The 23,806-nt window shown below is 69.1% G+C and carries 21 protein-coding genes and 1 tRNA gene; 14 read left to right on the top strand and 8 right to left on the bottom strand.

Annotated features, from left to right (window positions below):
• The 3 genes from AC27L4_RS25095 to AC27L4_RS25105 all read right to left on the bottom strand — a co-directional run.
• Positions 1–1,085 (bottom strand): PEP/pyruvate-binding domain-containing protein (locus AC27L4_RS25095; protein ID WP_487145254.1); only part of this gene is annotated, 1,085 nt, incomplete at its 3' end.
• Entirely contained in the window at positions 1,082–2,029 is a 948-nt protein-coding gene (locus tag AC27L4_RS25100) for a UbiA family prenyltransferase (protein WP_487145255.1), read from the bottom strand. The genes AC27L4_RS25100 and AC27L4_RS25095, both read right to left, overlap by 4 nt.
• Positions 2,026–3,303: a hydroxymethylglutaryl-CoA reductase gene (locus AC27L4_RS25105; RefSeq protein ID WP_487145256.1), complete on the bottom strand. Its 1,278-nt coding sequence runs from the start codon at positions 3,301–3,303 to the stop codon at positions 2,026–2,028. Before AC27L4_RS25105 ends, AC27L4_RS25100 begins: the two co-directional genes overlap by 4 nt.
• Before the next feature lie 394 nt (positions 3,304–3,697).
• Here AC27L4_RS25105 and AC27L4_RS25110 point away from each other — a divergent pair, with 394 nt between their 5' ends.
• The 3 genes from AC27L4_RS25110 (at position 3,698) to AC27L4_RS25120 (ending at position 6,737) form a co-directional block, all read left to right on the top strand.
• Positions 3,698–4,486, top strand: coding sequence for an inositol monophosphatase family protein (locus tag AC27L4_RS25110; protein WP_487145257.1), 789 nt, complete (start codon positions 3,698–3,700; stop codon positions 4,484–4,486).
• Between the two features lie 53 nt (positions 4,487–4,539).
• Positions 4,540–4,616: transfer RNA gene (locus AC27L4_RS25115), tRNA-Met, on the top strand.
• 297 nt (positions 4,617–4,913) lie between these two features.
• A complete protein-coding gene (locus AC27L4_RS25120; protein WP_487145258.1) occupies positions 4,914–6,737 on the top strand; it encodes a pre-peptidase C-terminal domain-containing protein in 1,824 nt (607 codons plus the stop codon).
• 900 nt (positions 6,738–7,637) lie between these two features.
• Here AC27L4_RS25120 and AC27L4_RS25125 read toward each other — a convergent pair.
• The 3 genes from AC27L4_RS25125 to AC27L4_RS25135 all read right to left on the bottom strand — a co-directional run bounded on the left by AC27L4_RS25125 (position 7,638) and on the right by AC27L4_RS25135 (position 9,545).
• Positions 7,638–7,892, bottom strand: a complete 255-nt coding sequence (locus AC27L4_RS25125; protein WP_487145259.1) for a hypothetical protein — start codon at positions 7,890–7,892, stop codon at positions 7,638–7,640.
• Between the two features lie 717 nt (positions 7,893–8,609).
• The gene (locus AC27L4_RS25130) at positions 8,610–8,999 is read right to left on the bottom strand and encodes a response regulator (protein ID WP_487145260.1); all 390 of its coding nucleotides are present in this window, start codon (positions 8,997–8,999) and stop codon (positions 8,610–8,612) included.
• 375 nt (positions 9,000–9,374) lie between these two features.
• Complete coding sequence (locus AC27L4_RS25135) at positions 9,375–9,545, bottom strand: hypothetical protein (RefSeq protein ID WP_487145261.1); 171 nt, start codon at positions 9,543–9,545, stop codon at positions 9,375–9,377.
• A 391-nt stretch (positions 9,546–9,936) separates the two neighbouring features.
• Between AC27L4_RS25135 and AC27L4_RS25140 the strand changes: the two genes are divergently transcribed.
• Positions 9,937–11,106: a DUF1236 domain-containing protein gene (locus AC27L4_RS25140; RefSeq protein ID WP_487145262.1), complete on the top strand. Its 1,170-nt coding sequence runs from the start codon at positions 9,937–9,939 to the stop codon at positions 11,104–11,106.
• A gap of 241 nt (positions 11,107–11,347) precedes the next feature.
• Positions 11,348–12,145, top strand: coding sequence for a class I SAM-dependent methyltransferase (locus AC27L4_RS25145; protein WP_487145264.1), 798 nt, complete (start codon positions 11,348–11,350; stop codon positions 12,143–12,145).
• Positions 12,146–12,174: 29 nt separating this feature from the next.
• Here the strand turns inward: AC27L4_RS25145 and AC27L4_RS25150 are convergent, their stop codons facing one another.
• Positions 12,175–12,441, bottom strand: a complete 267-nt coding sequence (locus AC27L4_RS25150) for a type II toxin-antitoxin system RelE/ParE family toxin (protein WP_487145265.1) — start codon at positions 12,439–12,441, stop codon at positions 12,175–12,177.
• Positions 12,442–13,078: 637 nt separating this feature from the next.
• Here AC27L4_RS25150 and AC27L4_RS25155 point away from each other — a divergent pair.
• The 4 genes from AC27L4_RS25155 to AC27L4_RS25170 all read left to right on the top strand — a co-directional run bounded on the left by AC27L4_RS25155 (position 13,079) and on the right by AC27L4_RS25170 (position 17,765).
• The gene (locus AC27L4_RS25155; RefSeq protein ID WP_487145266.1) at positions 13,079–14,491 is read left to right on the top strand and encodes a hypothetical protein; all 1,413 of its coding nucleotides are present in this window, start codon (positions 13,079–13,081) and stop codon (positions 14,489–14,491) included.
• Positions 14,492–14,748: 257 nt separating this feature from the next.
• On the top strand, positions 14,749–16,209 hold the full coding sequence (locus AC27L4_RS25160; protein ID WP_487145267.1) for a cryptochrome/photolyase family protein: 1,461 nt from the start codon (positions 14,749–14,751) through the stop codon (positions 16,207–16,209).
• A gap of 300 nt (positions 16,210–16,509) precedes the next feature.
• The gene (locus AC27L4_RS25165; RefSeq protein WP_487145268.1) at positions 16,510–17,055 is read left to right on the top strand and encodes a metallophosphoesterase; all 546 of its coding nucleotides are present in this window, start codon (positions 16,510–16,512) and stop codon (positions 17,053–17,055) included.
• Positions 17,056–17,309: 254 nt separating this feature from the next.
• The gene (locus AC27L4_RS25170; RefSeq protein ID WP_487145269.1) at positions 17,310–17,765 is read left to right on the top strand and encodes a hypothetical protein; all 456 of its coding nucleotides are present in this window, start codon (positions 17,310–17,312) and stop codon (positions 17,763–17,765) included.
• 148 nt (positions 17,766–17,913) lie between these two features.
• Here the strand turns inward: AC27L4_RS25170 and AC27L4_RS25175 are convergent, their stop codons facing one another.
• The gene (locus AC27L4_RS25175) at positions 17,914–18,087 is read right to left on the bottom strand and encodes a hypothetical protein (protein WP_487145270.1); all 174 of its coding nucleotides are present in this window, start codon (positions 18,085–18,087) and stop codon (positions 17,914–17,916) included.
• A 238-nt stretch (positions 18,088–18,325) separates the two neighbouring features.
• Between AC27L4_RS25175 and AC27L4_RS25180 the strand changes: the two genes are divergently transcribed.
• The 5 genes from AC27L4_RS25180 to cls all read left to right on the top strand — a co-directional run bounded on the left by AC27L4_RS25180 (position 18,326) and on the right by cls (position 23,720).
• Positions 18,326–19,537, top strand: a complete 1,212-nt coding sequence (locus AC27L4_RS25180) for an acetate/propionate family kinase (protein ID WP_487145271.1) — start codon at positions 18,326–18,328, stop codon at positions 19,535–19,537.
• A 219-nt stretch (positions 19,538–19,756) separates the two neighbouring features.
• Entirely contained in the window at positions 19,757–20,683 is a 927-nt protein-coding gene (locus AC27L4_RS25185; RefSeq protein ID WP_487145273.1) for an ABC transporter ATP-binding protein, read from the top strand.
• On the top strand, positions 20,680–21,441 hold the full coding sequence (locus AC27L4_RS25190) for an ABC transporter permease (RefSeq protein WP_487145274.1): 762 nt from the start codon (positions 20,680–20,682) through the stop codon (positions 21,439–21,441). The genes AC27L4_RS25185 and AC27L4_RS25190 overlap by 4 nt, the downstream gene beginning before the upstream one ends.
• 108 nt (positions 21,442–21,549) lie before the next feature.
• Positions 21,550–22,260: a L,D-transpeptidase gene (locus AC27L4_RS25195; RefSeq protein WP_487145275.1), complete on the top strand. Its 711-nt coding sequence runs from the start codon at positions 21,550–21,552 to the stop codon at positions 22,258–22,260.
• Complete coding sequence (gene cls / locus AC27L4_RS25200; RefSeq protein ID WP_487145276.1) at positions 22,260–23,720, top strand: cardiolipin synthase; 1,461 nt, start codon at positions 22,260–22,262, stop codon at positions 23,718–23,720. The genes AC27L4_RS25195 and cls overlap by 1 nt, the downstream gene beginning before the upstream one ends.
• Positions 23,721–23,806 lie beyond the last annotated feature (86 nt).

Below are 23,806 nucleotides of genomic sequence, written 5' to 3' on the forward strand. Positions count from 1 at the left end.
GCGACGATGTCGCGCGGCAGCGGCTCGTCCAGGCCCATCATCGTTTCCATATGGGCGCGGTTGATGGCGAAGCCCGGCAGCAGCGACAGGGCGCGGTACCAGTTGACCAGGTTGTAGTAGGCCCGCCCGTCGACGCGCCCGAGCATGTTCTCGAACACCGCGCCATGGGCGGCGATATCGGCCTCCGGCACGCCGACGATGCGCACGAACATGCGGTAGACCCGGGCATAGACATGCACGGCGAAGCTGTGGGTCAGCGGCGCGACGCAGCCGGGATAGCTCTCGACGATGTTGGAATTGTCGAAGATGGTGACGGCGTCGTCGGTGAGCGGCGCGTCCCGCAGCGCCGTGGTGATCGGCCGGGCCTGGAGCAGGAAGAGCCGGTCGCCCTCGAAGGCCCATTCGATGTCCTGCGGCCGGCCGAAGCGGGCCTCGACGCGCCGCACCGCGTCGAAGAGGGCCGCGAGGTCGGCCGCGCCGAGCACGCCGCCCCGCGGCTGCTCCAGGACGCGGCCGTCCGCCTTGTCCAGCACATAGTCCTCGCCCTCCGCCTCGCCCGAGACCAGGCGCTCGGCCAGGCCCGCCACGGCCGAGATCACCACCCGGTCGCGCCGGCCGGACACCGGATCGGCCGAGAAGGCGACGCCGGCGGCGCGCGCCTTGACCAGGCGCTGCACGATCACCGCGGGCGCGCCGCCATCGGGGTCGAGCCCGCGCGAGGCGCGATAAGCCCGCACCGTCTCGCCGGCGCCCGAGCGCCATACGGCGGCGGCGGCCGCGGCGACGCCGGCCGGGGCGACGTCGAGCACGGTCAGGAACTGGCCGGCATGGGAGTGGCTGGCGCCGTCCTCCTCGCGGCCGGAGGAGCGCACGGCGAACGGCCCCTCCCCGGCTCCCGCCAGATGGGCGGCGAGCGCGGCGGCGCCGGCCTCGGTCAGGCCGTCCGGCCCGAAGGCCTCCGGCAGGATCACGGCGAGGGGCGGCACGTCGAAGCCCGCCGCCGCCAGGGCGGCGAGGGCCGCGGCCTTGCCGCCGACCTCGGCCGCGGCGGCGCCGGCCTGAGGGACCAGCATGAGGTCGCTCATCCCGGGCCTCCGGCGAACAGCAGCGGCGCGAAGCCGGCGGCGGCGTAGCACGCCAGCACCCAGAGCCCTGCGAGGGTGTCGATCCGCTTCTCGCCTTCCGGCGTCGGCCGCCGGACGAAGCCGGCGGCGGCCAGGGCGATGGCGAGGAAGGCGGCGAGGCCGATCGCGGCGACCGGCAGCGGCGCGCCGGCGGCGAAGCCGACCCCGATCAGCAGGGCGCAGGCGAGGCCCACCATCGCCAGCCAGAGCCAGGCCGCCCGCGCCGGCCCGAGCAGCGCCGAATAGGTCTCCACGCCCCGGCGCTCGCTGCCCGGGGCCCAGACCTTGCGGCCGATCTCCAGCACGCAGCCATTGGCGAAGCTCAGCCCCAGGAACCAGCCGAGCCCCGGCGGCGGCGTGCCGGCGGCGGCCAGCCATTCCGTGCCCGTGACGAAGAGATCGATCAGCGGCATGATCGCCATGTGCGAGACGAGATAGAGGAAGGGCCGGGCCTTCAGCCGGCGCGGCGCGAAGAACTCCGCCGTCATCAGGCCGAGCCAGAGCCAGACCAGGACGAGCAGCGCCAGCACGCCGATGCCGAGGCTCATCGCCGCCAGCCCGGCCACGGGCGCCAGGCCGAGGGCGAGGCCGACGATCAGCCCGAGGCCGACCAGGCCGCGCGGGATCGGCCGCTCCGGCCGCCAGCGCGCGTCGTCCTCGCGGTCCTTGACCTCGTCGCAGGCCCGCATCTGGAAGAAGACGATCAGCGTCGCCAGCCAGGCGACGAAGAAGGTCCAGGGGCCGGGCAGCGCCCGCCCGGCGAGGCTGGCCGAGACGGCGATGCTGGCGGCGGAGAACACGGCGAGCAGCAGGCCGGTCCTGCCGAGCGGGAAGCGCTCGCGCTGGTAGATCCACAGGCGCCGCGGCAGGGACGGCGCCGCATCGGGGAGCGGGCGGACCGTCACCGCGTGCGCGCCAGCTTGCGGTGGGCCCGGGTGAAGTGCCCGGCGGCGATGGCGCCGATGATCGAGATCTCGCCGCACAGGCACACCGCTCCGGCGATCTCGGCCAGCGCCGCCGCCTTTCCCGGTCCTTTCAGCCCCATGACGGCGAGCCCGGCCGCCTGGCTCGGCAGGCCGGTGCCGCCGCCGACCGAGCCGACCAGCACGTTCGGCAGCGTCACCGAGACGAAGACGCCGCCCTCGCGCCGCTCCATCCGGGTGAAGCCGGTGGCGGATTCGGCAACGCAGGCCGCGTCCTGGCCGGTGGCGATGTAGAAGGCGGCGAGGCCGTTGGCATAATGGGCCTGGGCGCCGATCTGGCCGCTGAGCAGCGCCCCGAGATTGGCGAGGCGGCCATAGTCGAGCATGCGCTCGGCGCCGGTGTGCAGGTGCTTCTCGATGAGGTCGTCGGGCAGCACCACGCTCGCCGTCACCTTGCGGCCGCGGCCGGTGAGCAGGCCGAGATAGGAGGCCTTCTTGTCGCCGGAGAAATTGGCCTCGACATACCAGGCGCGGGGCCTGACCGGGCAGGCCTCCTCGACATGGCGGCACAGGGCCTCGGTGGCGATGGTCACCATGTTCTGGCCGGAGGCGTCGCCCGTGGTGTAGCGGCAGACCAGGAACACCACGTCATGGTCGATCATCGGCTCGATCGACACCAGCCGGCCGTGCCGGGTGGTCGCCTCGGCGGCCGCCTTGAGGTCCCCGGCGTGGCGCGCCACCCACTCGACGAAGGCGCCGGCGGCGACGACGTCGGCGAAGATGAAGCCGGGCGTGCGCAGCACGCCTTCCGACAGGAGCGCCGCGGTCGCCCCGCCGGCCCGCCCGATCAGGTCGGCGCCGCGGGCGAAGGAAGCGACCAGGGCCGCCTCGGTGGTGGCGAGCGGCACGAAATAGTCGCCATGGGCGTTGAGCCCGTTGACCCGGAGCGGCCCGATCACGCCGACGGGCACCTTCACCGTGCCGATCAGGTTCTCGATGTTGCGCGAATAGTCGGCGGCCCGCGCCACCGTGTCGGCGTCGGCCAGCAGCGCCTCCTCGGCCTCGCCCGCCCCGCCCTCGCCCTTGAGGCGCTGCCAGAGCCGGGCGATCGAGGCGGCGGAGGCACGCCGCGCCGGCCTGACCGGCTCGGGCGCCGGGCTTGTTCCCGGCCGCAGCCGCGCCGCGGCCTCCTCGACCGTCACCGTCCGGCGCAGGCGCTCGAGCTGGTGCAGGATGGTGGGCGGGATGATCGGCACGGGAACGACGCTTTCCTCCGGAGCGGCAAGGGTGGATCCGGCGCCCCGGGGTCGGGGCCGGCGCGCGAGGGACCACCGGGGTGGCCGCCGGACGCCGTGCGTGCTCCCGGGCTGCGTCGCTCGCACCGCTCCGCCCCCCGACACGCCCTTCCGGCGCCATGGCCGGGCCGGTCCCGGCCCATGGCGAATCCAATCCATAATCGACGGACGATCTCCTAGCCATGGCCGGCTCCGCCGCGCGTGCCGTATCGCACAGGCAAGACGCGGACGCCGGCCGTCGCCGAGGACGGCCGCGGCGCGGCAAACCGGCGCTTGCGGCCGATCCCCTCTTGACGTTGCGGGCGCATCGTCGTCTTTGCCGGGCAATTCGAACTCCCGCCGAAAGCCGCTTCCCATGCTCCGCTCGCCCCTGATGAATGTGATGGTCAACGCCGTGCTCAAGGCCGGCAAGGGCCTCAAGCGCGATTTCGGCGAGGTGGAGAACCTGCAGGTCTCGGCCAAGGGGCCGGGCGACTTCGTCTCGATCGCCGACAAGAAGGCCGAGCGGGTGCTGCACCAGGAGCTGGAGAAGGCGCGGCCGGGCTACGGCTTCGTCATGGAGGAGAGCGGCGTGATCGAGGGTCCGGACAAGACCCATCGCTGGCACATCGACCCGCTCGACGGCACCACCAACTTCCTGCACGGCGTGCCGTTCTTCTCCACCTCCGTGGCGCTGGAGCGTGACGGCGTGCTGGTGGCCGGCGTCGTCTACAACCCGGCGACCGAGGACCTCTTCGTCGCCGAGCGCGGCAGCGGCGCCTTCCACAACGACCGGCGCATCCGCGTCTCCGGCCGCCGGGCGCTGGAGGAATCGCTGGTCTGCGCCGGCGTCATGCAGATCGGCCGCGGCAACCACGCCACCAACCTCGCCGACATCGCCGCCGTGATGGCCCGCGTCGCCGGCATGCGCCACATGGGCTCGATCGCGCTCGAGCTCGCCTACCTCGCCTCCGGCCGCTTCGACGCCGTGATGGAGCGCTGGCTCTCCTCCTGGGACATCGCCGCCGGTATCGTGCTGGTGCGCGAGGCGGGCGGCTTCGTCACCGACACGCGCGGCGGCGACACCATGCTGCAGACCGGCGAGGTCGTCGCCGGCAACGAGGCCATCCACAAGGGCATCCTGGCGACGCTCGCAAAGGCTTGACAGCCCCCGCCGACCGCTGCATATACCGCCGCGTTCGCTCCTTGGGGCGGCGTGGCGGGGTAGCTCAGCTGGTTAGAGCAGCGGAATCATAATCCGCGTGTCGGTGGTTCGAGTCCACTCCTCGCTACCATTTGTTTTCATTGAATTTTCTTCGTTTGATGAAGCGCACTTTCGCAGTGCGGTTTGAAACTTTCGTTCCGGCTTCGGACGCCGCGCGCTTTTTGACCGCCGACTCGGCAAGCTCGGAATCACGCTTGAGATCGTGAGCGTCGAGGATCGCGCCGGCGTCTTTCAGGCTGTGACACCGTGACGGCCGGCGGCAGGATCCTGCGGCTGCCGGGGTGGCCGATTGACGCTTCGTAAGGTAAGATGACGCCTGAACACTCGAGGCCCCCATGCAAGGGCCGTCGACGACAGGAGCGCGCCCATGGTCGACCTTCCCGGCGATACGAGCACGACCGCCACCTTCCAGGGCGACGTCCAGGTGGTCGGCTCCTATTCGGGAGCCTTCGAAACCGCGGGAGACAGCGACTGGATCAGGCTCGACCTGGTCGCCGGCACCACCTATCGCTTCTTCGCCCGTGACGAGCTGGCCGGTGGCGCAAGCGGCGACGCCTATCTCCGCCTGTTCGACGCAGCGGGCGCGGAACTCGCTCACGACGACAACAGCGGCAGCGGCCAGAATGCCTATGTCAGCTTCACCGCCACGACGAGCGGCACCTATTTCGTGGGCGTCAACGACGTCGGAAACGCCATCGCCCAGTACACCATCGATGTCGTCAGCAGCCATTACCATGGCGCCGTGATCATCGACGGTGAGATGATCGATGTCGGCTCCTCCGGGGGAGGGCGCTTCACATCCGGCAGCCCGGGAGACGATCTCGTCGATTACTCAGACTTCGACGAGGGGTTCGATGATACGGTCTTTGGCGGGGCCGGCGACGACAGGATCTATGTGGGCATGGATTGGCTCGACCCGAAGATCGGGAAAGCAGGCGACGGCTACAACACCGTGTACGGCGGGGCCGGCGCGGACAGCATCAACGGCGGGTACCTCGACGACATCCTGCACGGCGACGACGGGAACGACTACATCGGTGGCGGACACGGCGACGATTCGCTCTGGGGCGATGCGGGCGACGATACCATCTGGGGTGGAAAAGGGGGCGACTCGCTGCACGGCGGCGACGGCGACGACGTGCTGGACGGCGGCGCCGGGGCGGACACCATCGACGGCGGCAGCGGCAACGACATCGTCCGTGTGACCGGGGGCGTGCTCGACGACACGATCGACGGCGGGGCCGGCACCGACGCGCTGGACCTGAGCCAAGTCTACTTCATCGACGCCTCCATTGGCGCCAGGGTCGACCTCACCGCCGGCACCTGGGGCGCCAACCCCGGCTCCGGCGGTCCCTCCGCTATCGCCGGCATCGAGAACGTCATCGGCACGCGCCGCGCCGACATCATCGTCGGCGACGCCGCCGCGAACGTCATCGACGGCCAGGGCGGCGGCGACACCCTTCAGGGCGGCGCCGGCGCCGACACCATCCTCGGCGGCGACGGCAACGACACGCTCGTCGGCGGTACCGGCGCCGACATCATGAAGGGCGGCACCGGCAGCGACACCTACTATATCGACAATGCCGGCGATCTCGCCGACGAGGCCGGCGGCACCGGCATCGACAAGGTCTACACGTCCCTGAGCCTGCGGCTCACCGATCCGACGCATTTCAAGGGCGCCTTCGAGGCCTTGGTGCTGGTGGGCGGCGGCGACATTGACGGGACCGGCAACGCCCTCGCCAACGCCATCACCGGCAACGGCGGTCTTAACACGCTGACGGGTGCTGCCGGCAACGACACGCTGGATGGACGTGGCGGCAACGATCGGCTGGTCGGCGGCGCGGGGGCGGACAAGCTGACCGGCGGCGCCGGGGCCGACACCTTCGTCTTCAACCTCGTCGGCGAGAGCACGCCGGTCTCCGCCCGCCGCGACAGCATCCAGGACTTCAGCGCCGCGGAGGGCGATCGCATCGACCTGACGGAGATCGATGCCAACAGCGTGACCTCCGGCAACCAAGCCTTCAAGTTCCTCGGCAGCGCCGCCTTCACCCATCACGCCGGCGAACTGCGCTGCCAGGCTGTGAACGGGAACGCCTATGTTTACGGCGACGTCGATGGCGACGGCAAAGCCGACTTCTCCATCCAGGTCGACCACCTGATCTCGCTGCAGGCGAGCAACTTCCTCCTGTAGAGGCGTCGATGAGGTGCCCAGGGCCGCCCTGAACCGACCTCGGCCCAGAACCAGAGCGCTTGTCCTGGAGCAAAGCGCGTTTCGGTGGAAACGCGCTTTGCTCCAACTCCCTGTTTCGACGCGTCTTTGCGACTTGACGCGATTCCGTCAAATCGCAAAACGCTCTGGCCCGCGGTCTCAGGCGGCGGGGCGCAGGCGACAGCGGCACCGGCTGCCTTGGTCCGGCTCCGTTGTGCCGGCGCGCGCCCGGTGATCTGCCCGTGCGTGCGTGCCGGCCTCACCGCCACCGCTTGGCCGCATCTGCTCGAAAATGCCGCACATCGGCAACTGCGGCAGCCGTCCTGCCTGACAGGAGCACAGGCCGCCGGCAATGGCCGCCTCGATCGCGCCGGGAGCCGCCTCGCACCAGTCCGGAGACCGACGCGGTGAAAGAGCGCCGGGAAGCGCCGATGCTGGATCGCTTCCCGGCCAGTGCTCCATCCGCCCGGGGCGCAGGGGGTAAAGTGCGTATCCCTGGCGACGAACGATCGATATCAGCTCCGCCGCTCGCCGCCACCTCCCCCTTTTGAGGGCCTCGCATCGCCGCCGAGCCGTCGGTCTCGCGGGCCGAGCACGACCGCCCGGGCGGTCGCCGCGGCGACGCCGGTCCTGGGCCGAGCCGGCTCGCCTGCAAAAAAGGCCGGGGAACTTCCAGGGGGCGCAGGTTCCCCGGCCCCCGGTCACCGAAATTGGCCTCGCACGGCCAAAGCAGCGGTGGCCAGTCAGGAACAAGCCGTCGGCCGACGCGTTCATTCCATGGCGTCCCCCAAAGCCGCCGACCAGCTCAAGCCGCCCGCGAGAGCTGGGGAGGAGGCCCGGCCCCACCGGGCCTCCTCCGTTTCAAGGCAGAGGCGGAGCGGGCTATCGTCCGGCAGCCGGGGAAATTCCGGCTGCAAGTTTCTCAAGAGCGAGACGCGTCAGCGTCGGCACGTCGCGGTCGTTCGTCATCGCGGCCTCGATCACCGCGCGGGCAACGCGGGAGCGGAGTTCCAGTTCCGGAATGTGGAGATGTCCACGAGTCCTCCGCGCAGCCGTGCAAACCTGATCGTAGACGACCCCCATGGCATCGACCTGCTCATCGTCGAATATGCTGTAGCACGGAATGCTGTGAGCCATGCTCATGTCCTCCTTCATGAAGCGGACGGTCAGCCCAGGTGACATGCCCCGGCCAGCATCACGACAATCATATTCAAGAAATCGAACAAATGATGTATGTCTAATATAAATATTATAAATATTTGTTTAGATACTTGCTCCGGTCTGTATATTTTTTGGCCACCACTACATTAATTTCAAGCTTGGCTTGACGTTCCGTCAAACAGCAGATCAACTCCCGATTCGCGAAAAGCTTGTATCTATCCGATTTGTTCTTTTTGAGGCAACCGGAACAATCCCCGACGGCACGAGTTTGCCGGCGGGTGCCTCCCAGCACCTGTCAGTTCGCGCCGCAGAGCTGCAGAAGGGGCCCGGCCACGACCGAGCCCCTTTTGTGCCGAAGGCGGAACCCTGCTGCTGCCTGTGCGTTTCGTGAGCGCGTACGGCACCGGACCCGAGCGCGATCACGCGTGTTGCCGTACGCAGGTCGCCTCGGGCAACCGGGGCGGCCTCCAAGGCGCTCCATGGGCGCCGCTTTCTCGCACGGCCGAGCCGATGAAAGCGCCGGACAGCGGCAGAAAGCATTCGCCCCCCCGTCGCTGATCTCCATGCGCCCGGGCGGGGTGGCATCTGCCCGCCCGATGTCCGACCGCCGTATGGGAAACGGCACCTTCCGGATCATCGTCAATCCAGGCGCGGCGCAACTCCCGCACGTCGAGCCAGGGATGCCGGTGAAAGTCAGGGCGCTCCGGCAGGTCCGCCGGCATATGACGACAGCGCCGCAACGATCTCCTCGAACGAATACGGCTTTCCGACGAGAGGCGCATTCGCGAACCGCTCAGGGAGGCTGTCTCGGCCATAGCCCGACATGAACACGACAGGCACCCGCAGGTCGACCAAGGCGTCGGCGAAGGGAAAGACGGGGTCATTGCCGAGCTTGACGTCCAACAGGGCCAGGTCGGGCGAACCATGCATCCTGAGTGCGCGGAATGCATCCGCCACAGTACCGACAGGACCGGTCACCCGACAGCCCTCATCGGACAGCAACTCGACAAGACTGTCGGCAATAAGGCCATCATCCTCGGCGATGAGCACACGCCGAGCGACGACATGAGCAAAAGCCCGCATCGCACCAGCCTCATATCAGTGATTGAATTATTAAATCACTATACAATCAATACTTATAAGACAATTTTACCAAAAATTACGATTTCTTGCAAGAAAGCATACGGCCAGGTTGACTTGGGAACGCAGGAATCGGAACAAATCCACGCGGACGGTATTGTTCAGCCGCGGGCGCTCGTCCCGGCGCGCCGGATTCGTCATTGCACCTCGGCCCGGCCCCGCATCCGGTCCCTTTTCATGCATGGGCAGCAAGCCGGCCCGCGCCCTCCCGGCCGGGCCTCAGCCATGGGCCCATGGGCCGACGACGTCGAGAAGCCGCAGCACGCCCCCAAGGGCGCTTCCTGGGTCTTCCCGCGCGGCGGCGCCGCGACCCGGCGCCTACAGGGTGAAGGCATCGGCGGTGATCGTGGCGAGGCGATCGAACTGGATCGAGAAGTCCGCATTGCCGTCGATCCCACCTTGGGCGACCGCCCCCTCGAGGATAAGGGTGCCGGCCCCGTCGCGCTCCGCGGCCGCGTCGGGGTCGGCGACCGGAACTTGCCAGGCCACGGATCCTGCTCCGACTAAATTTTCTGTCCCTTGATCAACGTTACGGCATCCATTGTTCCGTCAACGGAGCAGCGCAGCATAGACTTGCTGCGGGATCGGACCGGAACGAGGCTGTGGCCGAGCACCGCTCCTGCGACGCCACGGCTGCGGACATCGACCGCGGCGCGTCGCAGGCGCCCCCGGTTCTCAGGGCCGGTTTTGAAGCTTGGCTGCCGTGAGCCTCAAAATGGGTTCCCGCGCCTCCGACAATTCATTCATAGTATTCCGCAACGTCATGAGAAAAACTGTCACAATTATCACGGCTGCAACGCCGAATGGGAACAATCACCGATCTGAGAACTTGTGCCGGAGAAGCCGACCGGATCCGATCCTTCTATCGAGGAGATGTCCCATGCGTAAAAATCTGCTTTCAACCGCTGCTGCCATCATGGTGTCCGCCCTGCTTGCCGGCAGCGCCCTTGCGCAGGACGATCAGATTCTCAAGCGCAAGCCGTTGCAGCAGGGCGAGGCGCCCGTGACCCGGCAGGAGCCCGCCAACAAGGTCGAAACCCCGAGGCAGCGACCGAACACGCAGGCCGAACAGCCCGCTGCCGAGCAGCCGAGCAGAGCGGAAAGGGCTCCCGCTGCGGATACCGGCCAGCGAGCCAGGAAGCCGGCCGAGACCGCCGGCCAGCCGGAGCAGACCGGGCTCCGGCAGACCGGTCAGGCCGCCTGCGAGCCTGGCCAGGACACCAATTGCCCGCCCCAGAGGCAGCGCATGGGCCAGCAGCCCGGTGGCGTCGGCGAGCAGGGGCCCGGCATGGCGGAGCAGCCCGGGACGCGACAGCGCCGGACCTTCGGCCAGCAGGGAACCGGCGGCCGGGAGACCGACCAGCAACAGATGCGGCAGAAGGCGCCGGCCACGGCCACCAACCCGGTGCAGCCGCGGGGTGAGAACACCGGCGTCGCCGATACGACCGGCAACCGGACCGGGCGTGCCCGCACCGATGTCGATGTCACCGGCAGCCTGAGGGTGGCGCCCGACAAGGCGAGCCGTGTCCGCGACACGCTCGTCCGGACGGGCGAGCGGAGCAATGTCGACGTCGACATCACCGTCGGCCAGTCCCTGCCGGAACGCGTTCGCGTACGCCCCCTGCCGCCGGACATCGTCGAGATCGTGCCCGAGTATCAGGGGTATGACTATGTGATCGTCCATGAGCAGGTGGTCATCGTCGACCCGCAGAGCCACAGGGTCGTGGAAGTGATCCGCCAGGGTTCGGGCCGGCAGCACGCCGCCGGCAATCGCACGATGGGGACCAACGGCATCAGGCTGACGGCGAGCCAGCGCCGGCAGATCCTCGACTACGCCCAGGAGCGGCGCATCGCCGCGGTGCGGCCGAGCTTCGAGCTGCAGGACGGCGTCGACGTGCCGGCCGAGGTCGAGCTCACGCCGATGCCCGACGTGATCGTCTCCGAAGTGCCCGCGATCCGGAACTACGATTTCTTCGTGACCGGCAACCAGGGAGACCAGATCGTCCTCGTCGATCCGGACACCCGCGCCATCGTCGAGGTCGTGCAATAACGGCTCGGCGCGCGACAGGGCGGCTTCCCCGCCTGCGCCGGTCGATGCGCCGGAGAGGCCCGGTTCCGCACCGGGCCTTTTCCGCGTTCCGGATAGGAATGGCCCAGGACGACCGGCCGCCAGGACGGCACGTGCCGGCATGATGGCGGGTGGAGACGTCTCGCGGCCGCCTCCCCCTCGGCTCGCGGCTTGGCAAGACCCTGGCCGAGGTCTACCATCCCATGGGTTTAGGGTGACTTGGATGACCTCCAGTTTCAATGTCCGCGACGCGAGCGGCTACGAGCAGCTCATGGGCCGCTGGAGCGAGAAGCTCGCGCCCCTGTTCATCGATTTCGCCGGCGTCGCCGAGAACGAGACGGTTCTCGACGTCGGATGCGGCACCGGCAGCCTGACCTTCGCGCTGGCCGGGTTCGACCTCGGCGAGATCAGCGCCATCGACTTTTCTCCCGTCTTCGTCGAGGCGGCCAGGCGGCGCAACACCGATCCGCGCATCGCGATCCACCAGGCCGATGCGTGCGCCCTGCCCTTCGCGGACGCCAGGTTCGACCGTGCCCTGGCGCTGCTCGTGCTGCATTTCGTGCCGGAGGCCGGCAAGGCGGTCGCCGAGATGCGCCGCGTCGTGCGGCCGGGTGGCGTGGTCGCGGCCGCCGTGTGGGACCATCTCGGCGGCATGCCGGGCATGCGCATGATGGTGGATACGGTCGCGGCTCTCGGCGAGGGAGGCCGCCGGCTTCGCAGCCGCTATTGCGGCCAACCGATGATGCAGCCGGGCGAAATGCGGCGCACCTTCGTCGAGAAAGGCCTCTCCGACGTTGCGGAAACCGAATTGCTGATCCGCATGGACTACAAGGATTTCGACGATTATTGGGCGCCGATCGCCGCGGGCGAAGGGCCGCTCGGCCAATACGTGGCCACGCTGGACGCCGCCGAGCGGGCACGCGTCGACGCCGCCATGCGCGATGCCTACGAAGCCGGCCGGCCCGACGGTCCGAGATCCTTCGCCAACGTCGCCCGGGCCTGCCGCGGCATCGTGCCCTGAGGCGGCGTCGAGGAAACAGGCCCTCCTGACTATTGGAACAGGATCGCGGCGTAGTTCCGGGTTCCATGAAGGACGTGCAACACATCGACACGCTCGATCGGATCGCCGATCACACGGTCGGAGATCTGACAGTTGCGGCGAACACGATGCCGAACAACCCGCTCCTCATCGCGAGGAACAAGCGGAAATGCCTGGGGCATGTCCGCCAGCTCCAGGCATTTGGTTCGCAATTCTTCGACAAAGAATATGGCTCGGATAGGATTGTCTGCGGCGATGTCGCCGCCGATGGCCTCCATCTCGGCTTCGGCCTCGCGGAGAATTCAGACGATCACCTGCCGTCCGCCATGGCGCGATATTTGACGGCAAGGCGGTCGAAAACCTCCCCGGCGGGCTTGACGGCAACCACCATCATAACAGTTATCGTGAAATGTCCCGGGAGCCGCCGACGAAGGCCAGGCGGCCAGGACATGGCGCTTCTGGTGGCTGCCGCCGCAAGACACAATCTCGCCATCCTCGGTCCATTGCCCCTTTGACGAGGACACACCGTCGTCCCGCCGAGGCCGGCCGGCATCGGCGCCATCCCGCAGGAGATTGCCACGGCCAGGCCGTCGAGCCGAAGTGGTGCGTGATCCGTTCGCCGGTCTTTCCCCCCAATCGCTCCGGCGCGCGCCCCTGAAGGAGGCACCTGGCCTTCAGGCAGGTTTCTCCGCCGGCCCTGGCACGGTTCGACATGTCCGTCCCAAGGGCTTTGCCGGGACGCGGGGCTGGATTTTCCGACGCCCTGTCACCCAGGATGCTGTCCGTCGCCGATCGACTTCCTTACAGTCAACCATGCCGGTCGTCGCTTGGAACGGGTCGGCCTGGCACCTGGACTGTCCGAAGCCCGGATGCGGTGTTGTCCCGGGCTTCTGACGCGGCTGGAGATCCTGAGCCATGACCGACCGCTCGCGCACTCCGCGCGACTTGCCAGGAGGCGGCCAGCCGGCCGCCGGTGCAAACGAGGCGGCAAGGCCGCTCAAGCAGGCCGTCGTCCTGGTGCACGGGATGGGCGAGCAGATGCCGATGGACACCTTGCGCGGCTTCGTCCGCACGATGTGGGAAGACAGCCCGGCCATCGATGCCCGCCGCGACGCCGATCCGCCCGGCCGGAACCCGGTGTGGTGGAAGCCCGACGCGCGGACCGGGTCTTTCGAACTGTCGCGCATCACCACGCGGGCGGGCCGGGACGGCGCCGGGCCGCGGACGGATTTCTTCGAGTTCTACTGGGCCGACCTCACGGCTGCGAACACGCTGCAGCAACTGCGTGACTGGTTCATGTCGCTGCTGTGGCGCTCTCCCCGGCAGGTGCCGCCCCGCGTCCGGTCCGTCTGGGTGCTCCTCTGGCTGGGAACTCTGATCTTCGGCGGACTGGCCCTCTGGAAGGCCGCCTCCGCCATTCCCTGCGTTCCCACCCTGCCGCCATGGGCCAACGCTGCGCTTGCCGTCGCCACTGCGGTCTATGGCGTGGCCATCGGCCTCGTCCTCGCCACCTTCGGCGACGTCGCGCGCTATGTCCGTGCCAAGCCGCCCAACATTGCCGCCCGGCGCGCCATTCGCGAGCGGGGGCTGGACCTGCTCCGCTGCCTCGGCGGCAGCGCGGAATACCAACGGATCGTCCTGGTAGGTCACAGTCTCGGCAGCATCATCGCCTACGACCTCCTCAAGTTGCTGTGGTCGGAGGGGGCAGCCTACCGTACCATGGCGGACGACGACGAGCTGCATCGGGCCTATCTGCAGTGCGAAGCGGCCGCAGCCGCGCTCGATCAGGCACCGGAAGCCGAGCGTGGCCGCCGTCTCGAGAGCTATCGCCTGGCGCAGCGGGCCGTATTCGACGCCATGCAGGACCGTCGTGGTCCCGGGGAGCGCTGGCTCATCTCGGATTTCGTCACCGTCGGCAGCCCGCTCTCGCACGCCCAGTTCCTGCTCGCCCGTGATGCCTCAGCACTGGCGGCCGGCGTCGAGGAACGGCGGTTCCCAACCAGCCCTCCCGTTATGGAAGACCCGAAGACCGGCTTTCGCTACAGGAGCAAGGATCAGCCGGCCACATGGCAGGCCCACCATGCCGCGCCGTTCGCCGCGGTGCGCTGGACTAACATCTACGATCCCAACGCGGCCATCCTGTTCGGCGACATCATTTCCGGGTCGGTCGGCGGCAACTTCGGCGGCGGCATCGCCGATCTGCCGGTGAGGATCCGGCGCGCGGGCCGGGGCCCGTTCTCGCGTTTCTTTACGCACACTTCCTACTGGAGCGAAAAGACCGAGGAGACGGGGCACCTCGACATCCTGCGCGAGGCCCTCGATCTGTAGCCATGCGGGCCCGGCCATCCAGGCTCCAATCCCGGGGACGGCCATGCCGCGCAGTTTGCGGGGCACGGCTCCGCCGACCCCTGGCCTATCCGCTCGGCCGACGCCAATATGGTCGCGACCGTCGCCGGCCGACTCGGGCCGGCTTTCCTCCAAGCACGCCGCAGGGGCCTCGCGCGGCCTTCCGCGGGGCGCCGAACCGAAGACAGCATTTCCATGCCGGCTCCCGCCACCGTACCGATCTTGCAGACGCGCCGGCCGTGACACCCAGGCATCCGTCCGCCCAGGCTCCGGCGATCGTGCTCTTCCGCAGGGATCTGCGCCTGGCCGACAATCTCGCGCTGTGGGCCGCGGCGAAGTCGGGACGCCCGACGCTGCCGCTCTTTCTCCTGGACGACGCGAGCGCCGGCCTCCGGCCGCTCGGCTCCGCCGCACGCTGGTGGCTGCGCCGGTCCCTTCTCGCCCTCGGCGAGCGGCTGGGGCGGCGCGGCACGCCTCTCGTCCTGCGCCGGGGCGCCGCGGTCCAGACCGTCCTGCAGGTCGCCGAGGACATCGGCGCCGGCGCCGTGTTCTGGAACAGCCGGCATGCCCCATCGGAAGCGGCAGTCGATGCGCAGATGCAGGCCGCCCTCGCCGGGCGCGGCATCCGGGCCGAAGGCTTCGAGGGCGAGCTGCTGCACCAGCCGACGCGGCTGACCAGCGGATCGGGCGGCTCCTACAAGGTGCACGCCGCCTTCTGGCGGGCGGTCCTCGCCAGGCTCGAACCCGGCGACCCGATCGAGGCGCCCGACCTGCCGCCCTTCGCGCCCGACGTCCCATCCCAAGAGCTCGACCTTGTCCTGCCGCCGCTGCGGGCCCCGGACTGGCCACCGGGCCTGGACGAGCGCTGGACGCCGGGCGAGAGCGCGGCCCGGGAGCGCCTGCAGGCCTTTCTTGCCGGGCCGGTCCTGACCTATGCCTCGCAGCGTGACCGGCCCGGCGAGACGGACGGCACATCCCGCCTCTCGCCGCACCTTGCCTGCGGCGAGATCACGCCGCGCCGCATCCTCGCGGCGCTGGCGCCCTGCGACGCGCCGCAGATGACGGACGGCGCCGTCAAGTTCCGCAGCGAACTCGGCTGGCGCGAATTCTCCTACCATCTGCTGGCCCACAACCCGCGCCTGCATACGGACCATTATCAGCCCGCCTTCGATCGCTTTCCCTGGCGGAGCGACCCGGCCGCGCTGGATGCCTGGCGCAAGGGCCGTACCGGCTATCCCGTCGTCGATGCCGGCATGCGCGAGCTCGCGGCCACCGGCTTCATGCACAACCGGGTCCGCATGGTCGTCGCCTCTTTCCTGACCCGGCACCTGATGATCGACTGGCGGCACGGCGAGCAATGGTTCTGGGACAGGCTCGTCGACGCCGACCCCGCCAACAACCCGGCCAACTGGCAGTGGGTCGCGGGGACCGGCGCCGATGCGGCCCCCTATGTCCGGATCTTCAATCCGGTGCTGCAGGGCGAGCGCCTGGATCCGGACGGCCGCTATGTCCGTCGCCACCTGCCGGAGCTGGCGGGCCTGCCCGACCGGTTCCTGCACCGCCCGTGGGAGGCGCCGCCGGCCGTGCTGTCGGACGGCGGCGTCACGCTCGGCCGATCCTATCCCCGGCCGATCGTCGACCACCGGGCGGCGCGGGAGCGGGCGCTCCGCGCCAATGCGATGCTGCGGGGCAAGGCCTGACCGACGATCGGCGATCGTGCCGCTCCCGCCGGATTGACGGCGGCGGGTCCCGGCCGTAGAAGGCGGGCCTGAGAGCAGGGCCGCATCGGCGACCGGCTCGCGGAAGCAGCGTCTTCCGGCCATTCCCGGCGACGACGCCACGGCGCCGCGTGGCAGCAACGAGATCACCGGGGCCTGACGGCGCGGTTCGGCGCCGCTGATGGCCCGTTCCCAAGACCTTCCCCTTTGCCCCCTTTTCCCTTGCATGCCTCGATCCCGCCCCGGGAAGCACGGCATCCATCGTTTCATCCGGAGCCGGTCATGACGACCTTCTTCACTGCCGACACCCATTTCGGCCACGGCAACATCATCCGCTTCTGCAACCGCCCCTTCGCCTCCACCGAGGAGATGGACGCCGCGCTCATCGCCAACTGGAACGCGGTGGTCGGCCCGCAGGACACCGTCTGGCATCTCGGCGACTTCGCCTTCCGCGGCAATGATCGCCGGCTGCGCGGGCTGTTCGACGCGCTCAACGGCATCAAGCACCTGATCATCGGCAACCACGACCACAGCCGCACCCGCCGCCTGCCCTGGGCCTCCCAGCCGAGCGACCGCGCCTGCGTCACGGTCGAAGGCCGCCAGCTCGTGCTCGACCATTACGGCATGCGCATCTGGCCGGGGCACCGCCACGGCGCCATCCACCTCTACGGCCACTCGCACGGCCGCCTGCCGGGCGTCGGCAACAGCCTCGATGCCGGCGTCGACTGCTGGGATTTCCGGCCGGTGACGCTGGCCGAGATCCTGCCGCGCCTCGCCGCCCAGGGCGACTACGACCCAGAGACCGGCGGCCTGGACGAGCGGGACTGAGGCGCCGGCGCGCCGGCCTGACGCAACGCGATTTTCCGCTGCCCGCCGGTCCCGGCCGGCGCCGGGAGGGATGGCGTGCCGGTCCGATTGGCTTATGCTCGGGCCTCGATCCTCCAAGCGCCCGCCGCGACTCGCGGCGGCGCCGAGGCCCATCCCGGCCATGAACGCCGGCTGAACGGCATCTTCGGGCGGCGTTCATGGCCGCCGTGCGCAGCATGCATGCCCCGGTCGGCTCGGCCGGGTCGGAGGGAATGATGAAAGCCAAGCTCCTTTTCGCCGGGCTCGCCGCGCTGACGCTGTCGGGCTGCGTCAGCGCCGGCTACGAGACCTATTACGGCACCTATAGCGGGCCGGCGCCCGTCTATGTCGAGCCTTCGCCTGTCTATGTCGAGCCGTCTCCCGTCTATGTCCGGCCGCGGCCGATCTATGTCGGGCCGCCCCCGGTCTATCCGGTGCGCCCGCCCTATTGGGACCGGCCGCGGCCGGACTATCCCGCGCGCCCGCCCTATTGGGGCAGGCCGCGCCCGGATTATCCCGGGCGTCCCCCCGTCGCCGGCCGCCCGGACTATCCTGCCCGGCCCCCGGTCGTCGGCCGCCCCGGCTATCCCGGCCGGCCGCCGGTCGCCAACCGCCCCGATCGCCCCACGGCGGTGCCCTATCCCTCGCGCCCGGCCCGCTTCGATTGCCCTCCCGGCCGGCGCTGCAACTAGAGCAAAGCGCGTTTCAGTGGAAACGCGCTTTGCTCTAACTCCTTGTTTCGACGCGTCTTTGCGACTTGGCGCGATTCCGTCGAATCGCAAGACGCTTTTGGCGGGAAAAGGCGCCGCGGCCGGGCGGGGAGCATCGCCCGGCCGTGGCTCATCCGCTGCTTTTCGCCCAGGCCACGTAGGGGTAGCGCGCCAGGTTGGAGTTGCCGAAGCGCCCGTCCGTCGTCACCTCCTCGCCGACCCAGGGCGGCATCGCGACGACCTGGGTCGGGTGATCGAGCTCGACCTCCGCCAGCACCAGCCCGGCATTGGCGCCCGCGGCCATTGTCGGTGCAGGACAGGACATGGAGCGGAATTGCACCTAAGACCCGCCTTCATCGCATTTCCTAACGAGATCGCATGCGATCTCGTCGAGATGGCCGGATCAAGTCCGGCCATGACGCCCACGTTGATTCACTTGTTCGCGAACAGCCCCTAATCCGGTCCCTGAAGGCGTTGGGGTAGAATGGCAGACGCCCCGCTCCGACCGGTGGCCAGGGGCTCTCGAGACTCAGGAAGGCGCCATGGCTGACCACATCCTCACCTTCAACGCCGGCTCGTCCTCGATCAAGTTCGCCCTGTTCGCCGCGGCGCCGGATCGTCCTGTCCTGGCCGCCAACGGACAGGTGGACGGCCTCGGCGCTGATGTCCGCTTCAGGGTGCGCGACGCAACCGGCGCGACCGTGCACGAGGAGGACCTGCCGGAGAGCGCCGTCCGCGGCCATGCCGAGGCGCTGGAGGTGATCCTGTCCTTCGTCGCGGTGCGCTTCCCCGGCGCCCGCATCGCGGCCGTCGGCCATCGCGTCGTGCACGGCGGGACGGCGTTCGACCGGCCGGTGCTGATCGACGAGGCGGTGCTGACGGCGCTGCAGGCGCTGGTGCCGCTGGCGCCGCTGCACCAGCCCCACAGCCTCGCCGGCGTCCGGGCGGCGCGCCTGCGCTTTCCCGGCATCGCCCAGGTCGCCTGCTTCGACACCGCCTTCCATCGCGGCCAGAGCTTCGTCAACCAGGCCTATGCCTTACCCCGTCGCTTCTACGACGAAGGCGTGCGCCGCTACGGCTTCCACGGCCTGTCCTATGAATTCGTCGCGCGGCGCCTGGCCGAGATCGCCCCGGCGGACGCCGCCGGCCGGGTGGTGATCGCCCATCTCGGCAACGGCGCCTCGATGTGCGCCCTGCGCGGCGGCCGCTCCGTGCGCTCGACCATGGGCTTCTCCGCGCTCGAGGGCCTGCCGATGGGCACACGCTGCGGCGAGATCGATCCGGGCATCCCGCTCTACCTGATGGAGGAACGCGGCTTCTCGGCCCGCCAGGTCTCGGACTTCCTCTACAGGGACTGCGGCCTCAAGGGCATGTCCGGCCTCTCGCAGGACATGCGCGAGCTGGAAGCTTCCGACAGCCCGCGGGCGCGCGAGGCGATCGACTGCTTCGTCGCCGCCATCCGCCTGCAACTCGGCGCGCTCGCCGCCGTGCTCGGCGGCCTCGACGCCGTCGTCTTCACCGCGGGCATCGGCGAGAACGCTGCCCTGGTGCGCGAAGAGGTGCTGCGCGACCAGGCCTGGCTCGGCCTGGAGCTCGACGCCGGCGCCAACCGCCGCCACGCCCGGGTGCTGACGACCGCCGCCTCCCGCGCCCGCGCCTATGTCATCGCCACCGACGAGGAAGCCATGATCGCCGAACACACGAGCCGCACCGCCGGCCCAGGCAGCTTCTCCCGACCCGGCTTGCAGGTGTAAGCTTGGGCAGCGTTGATTTTGCATCGACCATGCAAAATCGATCGTGGCGAGAGCCGCGAGAAGCTGCCTGGGGCGTGTGAACGGTCGTCGAGCTCGGCGCGCAGGGACCGGATCCGACCATGACGTCGCGGCGGGGGGCCCCTCCATGAACGGAGCCCCGCCCCTCGCCGCCCCCGGGGCCTTCGCACTGGCGCCATCCGCCCCTATGCTGCGCCCGCCATGCAGCCGATTCTCGCCATCGACCGTCTGTCCAAGACCTACAAGTCCGGCCTCGCCGCGCTGCGGGAGGTCTCGCTCGAGATCCGCCGCGGCGAGATCTTCGCCCTGCTCGGCCCGAACGGCGCCGGCAAGACCACGCTGATCTCGATCGTCTGCGGCATCGTCAACCCGAGCGCGGGCAAGGTCACGGTCGACGGCCACGACATCATCAAGGACTACCGCGCCGCCCGCGCCAATATCGGCCTGGTGCCGCAGGAGCTGACCACCGACGCCTTCGAGAGCGTGCGGGCGACGGTCGGCCTCAGCCGCGGCCTGTTCGGCAAGGCGCCGAGCCCGGCCCATATCGAGAAGGTGCTGCGCGACCTCTCGCTCTGGGACAAGCGCGACGCCAAGATCATGACGCTCTCCGGCGGCATGAAGCGCCGGGTGATGATCGCCAAGGCGCTGGCGCACGAGCCGCGCATCCTGTTCCTGGACGAGCCCACCGCCGGCGTCGACGTCGAGCTGCGCCGCGACATGTGGCAGCTCGTGCACCGCCTGCGCCAATCCGGCGTCACCATCATCCTGACCACCCACTACATCGAGGAAGCCGAGGAGATGGCCGACCGGATCGGCGTGATCCGCAAGGGCGAGCTGATCCTGGTGGAGGAGAAGCGCGAGCTGATGCGCAAGCTCGGCCGCAAGCAGCTCTCGCTCCAGCTCCCGGCGCCGCTCGAGGCCATCCCCGACAGCCTCGCCGCCTACGGCCTCGCCCTCTCGGCCGACGGCGCCGAGCTCACCTACGAATACGACGCCGCCGCCGAGCACAGCGGCATCCCCTCGCTGCTGCGCGACCTCGCCGCCGCCGGCATCCATTTCCGCGACCTGCACACCCGGCAGAGCTCGCTGGAGGACATCTTCGTCAGCCTGGTGCGGGGGAACCGATGAACCTTCACGCGATCCGCGCCCTCTATCTGTTCGAGATGGCCCGCACCGGCCGCACCCTGCTGCAGAGCGTGGTCTCGCCGGTGCTCTCCACCTCGCTCTATTTCGTGGTGTTCGGCTCGGCCATCGGCTCGCACATGACCGAGATCGACGGCATCAGCTACGGCGCCTTCATCGTGCCGGGCCTGGTCATGCTCGGCCTCCTGACCCAGAGCATCTCCAACGCCTCCTTCGGCATCTATTTCCCGCGCTTCGTCGGCACCATCTACGAGGTGCTCTCGGCGCCGATCTCGGCCATCGAGATCGTCATCGCCTATGTCGGCGCCGCGGCGACCAAGTCGATCCTGCTCGGCGCGCTGACGCTCGCCACCGCCGCCCTGTTCGTCGACATCTCCATCGCCCACCCCGTCTGGATGGTCGCCTTCCTCGTCCTGACCTCGGTGACCTTCAGCCTGTTCGGCTTCATCATCGGCATCTGGGCCGACAATTTCGAGAAGCTGCAGCTCGTGCCGCTGCTCATCGTCACCCCCCTCACCTTTCTCGGCGGCAGCTTCTACTCCATCGACATGCTGCCGCCCTTCTGGCGCACCGTGACCCTGTTCAACCCGGTGGTGTACCTGGTGAGCGGCTTCCGCTGGAGCTTCTACGGCAGATCCGACGTCGGCGTGGAGGTGAGCCTGGCGATGACGCTGGTGTTCCTGGGGCTTTGCCTGGCGGTGGCGAGCTGGATGTTCAGGACGGGATATCGCCTGAAGAGCTGAGCTTGCCAATCGCATCGCGTGAGGGCAATCTCCGCGCAACAAGATGGTCGGCGGGCCTGTGCCGGTGCATTCTCCGGTCGGGCGACGGGACGTGGGGACTTCAAGATCATGATCATGGACGATGGGATCGCCGATGCCGGCGCGATGGACGCGGCAGGTCGGCTTGGGCTGCGGTCGGGGCTTCTCAGCCGCCGGTCGTTTCTGGTCGGCTCCGCCGCCGGCCTCGGCGCGCTGGGGCTGGCCGGCTGCGCGACAACCGACGGCATGAGCCTCGCCGAAGCGTCGAAGGTCTACGGGCCGGTGCCGAACGAGAAGTTCCCGATTCCGGCGGTCGACGTCAAAAAGCTCAACCCGAAATATTATCGCCGGACCGTGAGCTACGACAGCAAGGAAGCGCCCGGCACCATCATCGTCGATCCCGGCAAATACTACGTCTACCGCATCGAAGGCGACGGCAAGGCCACCCGCTATGGCGCCAATGTCGGCCGCGCCGGGTTCCTGTGGAGCGGTGAGGCCTATGTCGGGCGCAAGGCCGAATGGCCCACCTGGACGCCGCCCAAGGAGATGATCCAGCGCCAGCCCGAGGCGGCCAAATATGCCGGCGGCATGCCGGGAGGCCTCGACAATCCGCTCGGCGCCCGCACGCTCTATCTCTATCAGAACGGCGTCTACACGCTCTACACGATCTACAGCACCAGCGTGCCCCAGACGATCGGGACTAACATCACGAGCGGCTGCACCGGCCTCCTCAGCCAGGACATGATCGACCTCTATTCACGGACGCCGGTCAACACGAAGGTCGTCGTGCTGCCCGCGTAATGCGAGCGCTGTTCGACCTTTCTCTGTTCATCGTGCACCTGCTGACGGCGGCACGTGCGATCACCCGTCCCAATCGCGAGCCCGCTGCCCGCGTCGCGTGGGTGGCCGTCATCATGCTCCTGCCGGTGGTCGGCGTGGTGGCCTATCTCTTCCTCGGAGAGACCAGCATCGGGCGCGAACGGATGCGTCGGCTGAAGCAGGCGGAAGACCGGACCGCGCGGCCCGACGATGCGGCCTGCGCGCCGCAAGCCGTCGACCCCGAGGCCGCCGCCCAGTTCGACCTGTGCGGATCGATCAACGGGCTGGGGCCGGTGGCCGGCAACCGGATCGTGCTTCTCGGTGATCCCCAGGCCTCGAGCGACCGGCCGACGCTCGATTCCGACAGCGCCATCGCCTCGCTGGTGCGCGACATCGAGCAGGCGAGCGAGCACGTCCACGTCTGCTTCTACATCTGGCTCGACGACGGCAATGGCGGCAAGGTCGCCGACGCCCTGGCGGCCGCCGCGCGGCGCGGCGTGCGCTGCCGGGTGATGGTGGATGCGCTGGGCTCGCGCGCCTTCATCCGGGGGCCCCGCTGGCGGCAGTTGCGCGAAGCCGGGGTGTCGCTCGTCGCGACGCTGAACGACATCCCGCGCCTGAGCCATCTGGCGATCGGGCGCGTCGACCTGCGCAACCACCGCAAGCTCGTCGTCATCGACAACCGCATCGCCTATTGCGGCAGCCAGAATTGCGCCGACCCCGCATTCCGCATCAAGGCGAAATACGCGCCCTGGGTGGACATTTTCCTGCGCTGCGAAGGGCCGGTCGTGCGCCAGGCCCAGTACCTGTTCCTGTGCACATGGATCGCCGAAACCGGCGAGCCGCTGGAAGAGCTCGCCGTCGCCCAGCCTGCCCCAGAGCGCTTCAGCCCCGGAAGCGTCGCCCAGATGTACGGCACCGGGCCGACAACGCTCGGCAACGCCATGTCCGACTCCTTCACCGGCGCCATCTTCAGCGCGCGCCGGGAACTCGTGATCACCACCCCCTATTTCGTGCCGGACGAGGCGGTCCTGCGCGCCTTGTGCGCGGCCCCGCGCCGAGGCGTCGAGACGACGATCGTCTTCCCCGCGCGCAACGATTCATGGCTGGTCGAAAACACCAGCCGCGCCTGCTATGCCGACCTGCTCTCCAACGGGGTCCGCATCTACGAGTATCCTCTGGGGGTGCTGCACAGCAAGTCGATGACCATCGACGGCAAGATCGCCCTGGTGGGCTCGGCGAACATGGACCGGCGCAGCATGCAGCTCAACTTCGAGAACAACCTGCTGGTGGCGGACGAAGGCGTCGCCGCCGCCGTCCGCTCGCGCCAGCAGGGCTATCTCAGCGTTTCGCGGCCGGTCGCGCTGGAGAGCATTGCGACCCAGTCCTTCCGGGAGCGCCTTGTGCAGAACGCGGTCAGCATGATGGCGCCGGTGCTTTAGGCGAGAGTCTGGCCGCACCGGTCGAGACGAAGATTGTCGTCCTGCTGGCATAGGCAACGGCGTCAGCCGCCGGTACGGGCGGCGCA

The sequence above is a fragment of the Labrys sp. Lb11 genome (assembly GCF_057554225.1).

What these genes read in the sequence shown, in the direction of transcription:
- AC27L4_RS25190 (WP_487145274.1), top strand. Translation starts at nt 20,680, where the DNA reads ATGAACCTTCACGCGATCCGCGCCCTCTATCTGTTCGAGATGGCCCGC.
- AC27L4_RS25170 (WP_487145269.1), top strand. Translation starts at nt 17,310, where the DNA reads ATGAAAGCCAAGCTCCTTTTCGCCGGGCTCGCCGCGCTGACGCTGTCG.
- AC27L4_RS25175 (WP_487145270.1), bottom strand. Translation starts at nt 18,087, where the DNA reads ATGGCCGCGGGCGCCAATGCCGGGCTGGTGCTGGCGGAGGTCGAGCTC.
- AC27L4_RS25150 (WP_487145265.1), bottom strand. Translation starts at nt 12,441, where the DNA reads ATGGAGGCCATCGGCGGCGACATCGCCGCAGACAATCCTATCCGAGCC.
- AC27L4_RS25140 (WP_487145262.1), top strand. Translation starts at nt 9,937, where the DNA reads ATGCGTAAAAATCTGCTTTCAACCGCTGCTGCCATCATGGTGTCCGCC.
- AC27L4_RS25195 (WP_487145275.1), top strand. Translation starts at nt 21,550, where the DNA reads ATGATCATGGACGATGGGATCGCCGATGCCGGCGCGATGGACGCGGCA.
- AC27L4_RS25120 (WP_487145258.1), top strand. Translation starts at nt 4,914, where the DNA reads ATGGTCGACCTTCCCGGCGATACGAGCACGACCGCCACCTTCCAGGGC.
- AC27L4_RS25110 (WP_487145257.1), top strand. Translation starts at nt 3,698, where the DNA reads ATGCTCCGCTCGCCCCTGATGAATGTGATGGTCAACGCCGTGCTCAAG.
- AC27L4_RS25165 (WP_487145268.1), top strand. Translation starts at nt 16,510, where the DNA reads ATGACGACCTTCTTCACTGCCGACACCCATTTCGGCCACGGCAACATC.
- AC27L4_RS25180 (WP_487145271.1), top strand. Translation starts at nt 18,326, where the DNA reads ATGGCTGACCACATCCTCACCTTCAACGCCGGCTCGTCCTCGATCAAG.
- AC27L4_RS25130 (WP_487145260.1), bottom strand. Translation starts at nt 8,999, where the DNA reads ATGCGGGCTTTTGCTCATGTCGTCGCTCGGCGTGTGCTCATCGCCGAG.
- AC27L4_RS25125 (WP_487145259.1), bottom strand. Translation starts at nt 7,892, where the DNA reads ATGGCTCACAGCATTCCGTGCTACAGCATATTCGACGATGAGCAGGTC.
- AC27L4_RS25155 (WP_487145266.1), top strand. Translation starts at nt 13,079, where the DNA reads ATGACCGACCGCTCGCGCACTCCGCGCGACTTGCCAGGAGGCGGCCAG.
- cls (WP_487145276.1), top strand. Translation starts at nt 22,260, where the DNA reads ATGCGAGCGCTGTTCGACCTTTCTCTGTTCATCGTGCACCTGCTGACG.
- AC27L4_RS25185 (WP_487145273.1), top strand. Translation starts at nt 19,757, where the DNA reads ATGCAGCCGATTCTCGCCATCGACCGTCTGTCCAAGACCTACAAGTCC.
- AC27L4_RS25145 (WP_487145264.1), top strand. Translation starts at nt 11,348, where the DNA reads ATGACCTCCAGTTTCAATGTCCGCGACGCGAGCGGCTACGAGCAGCTC.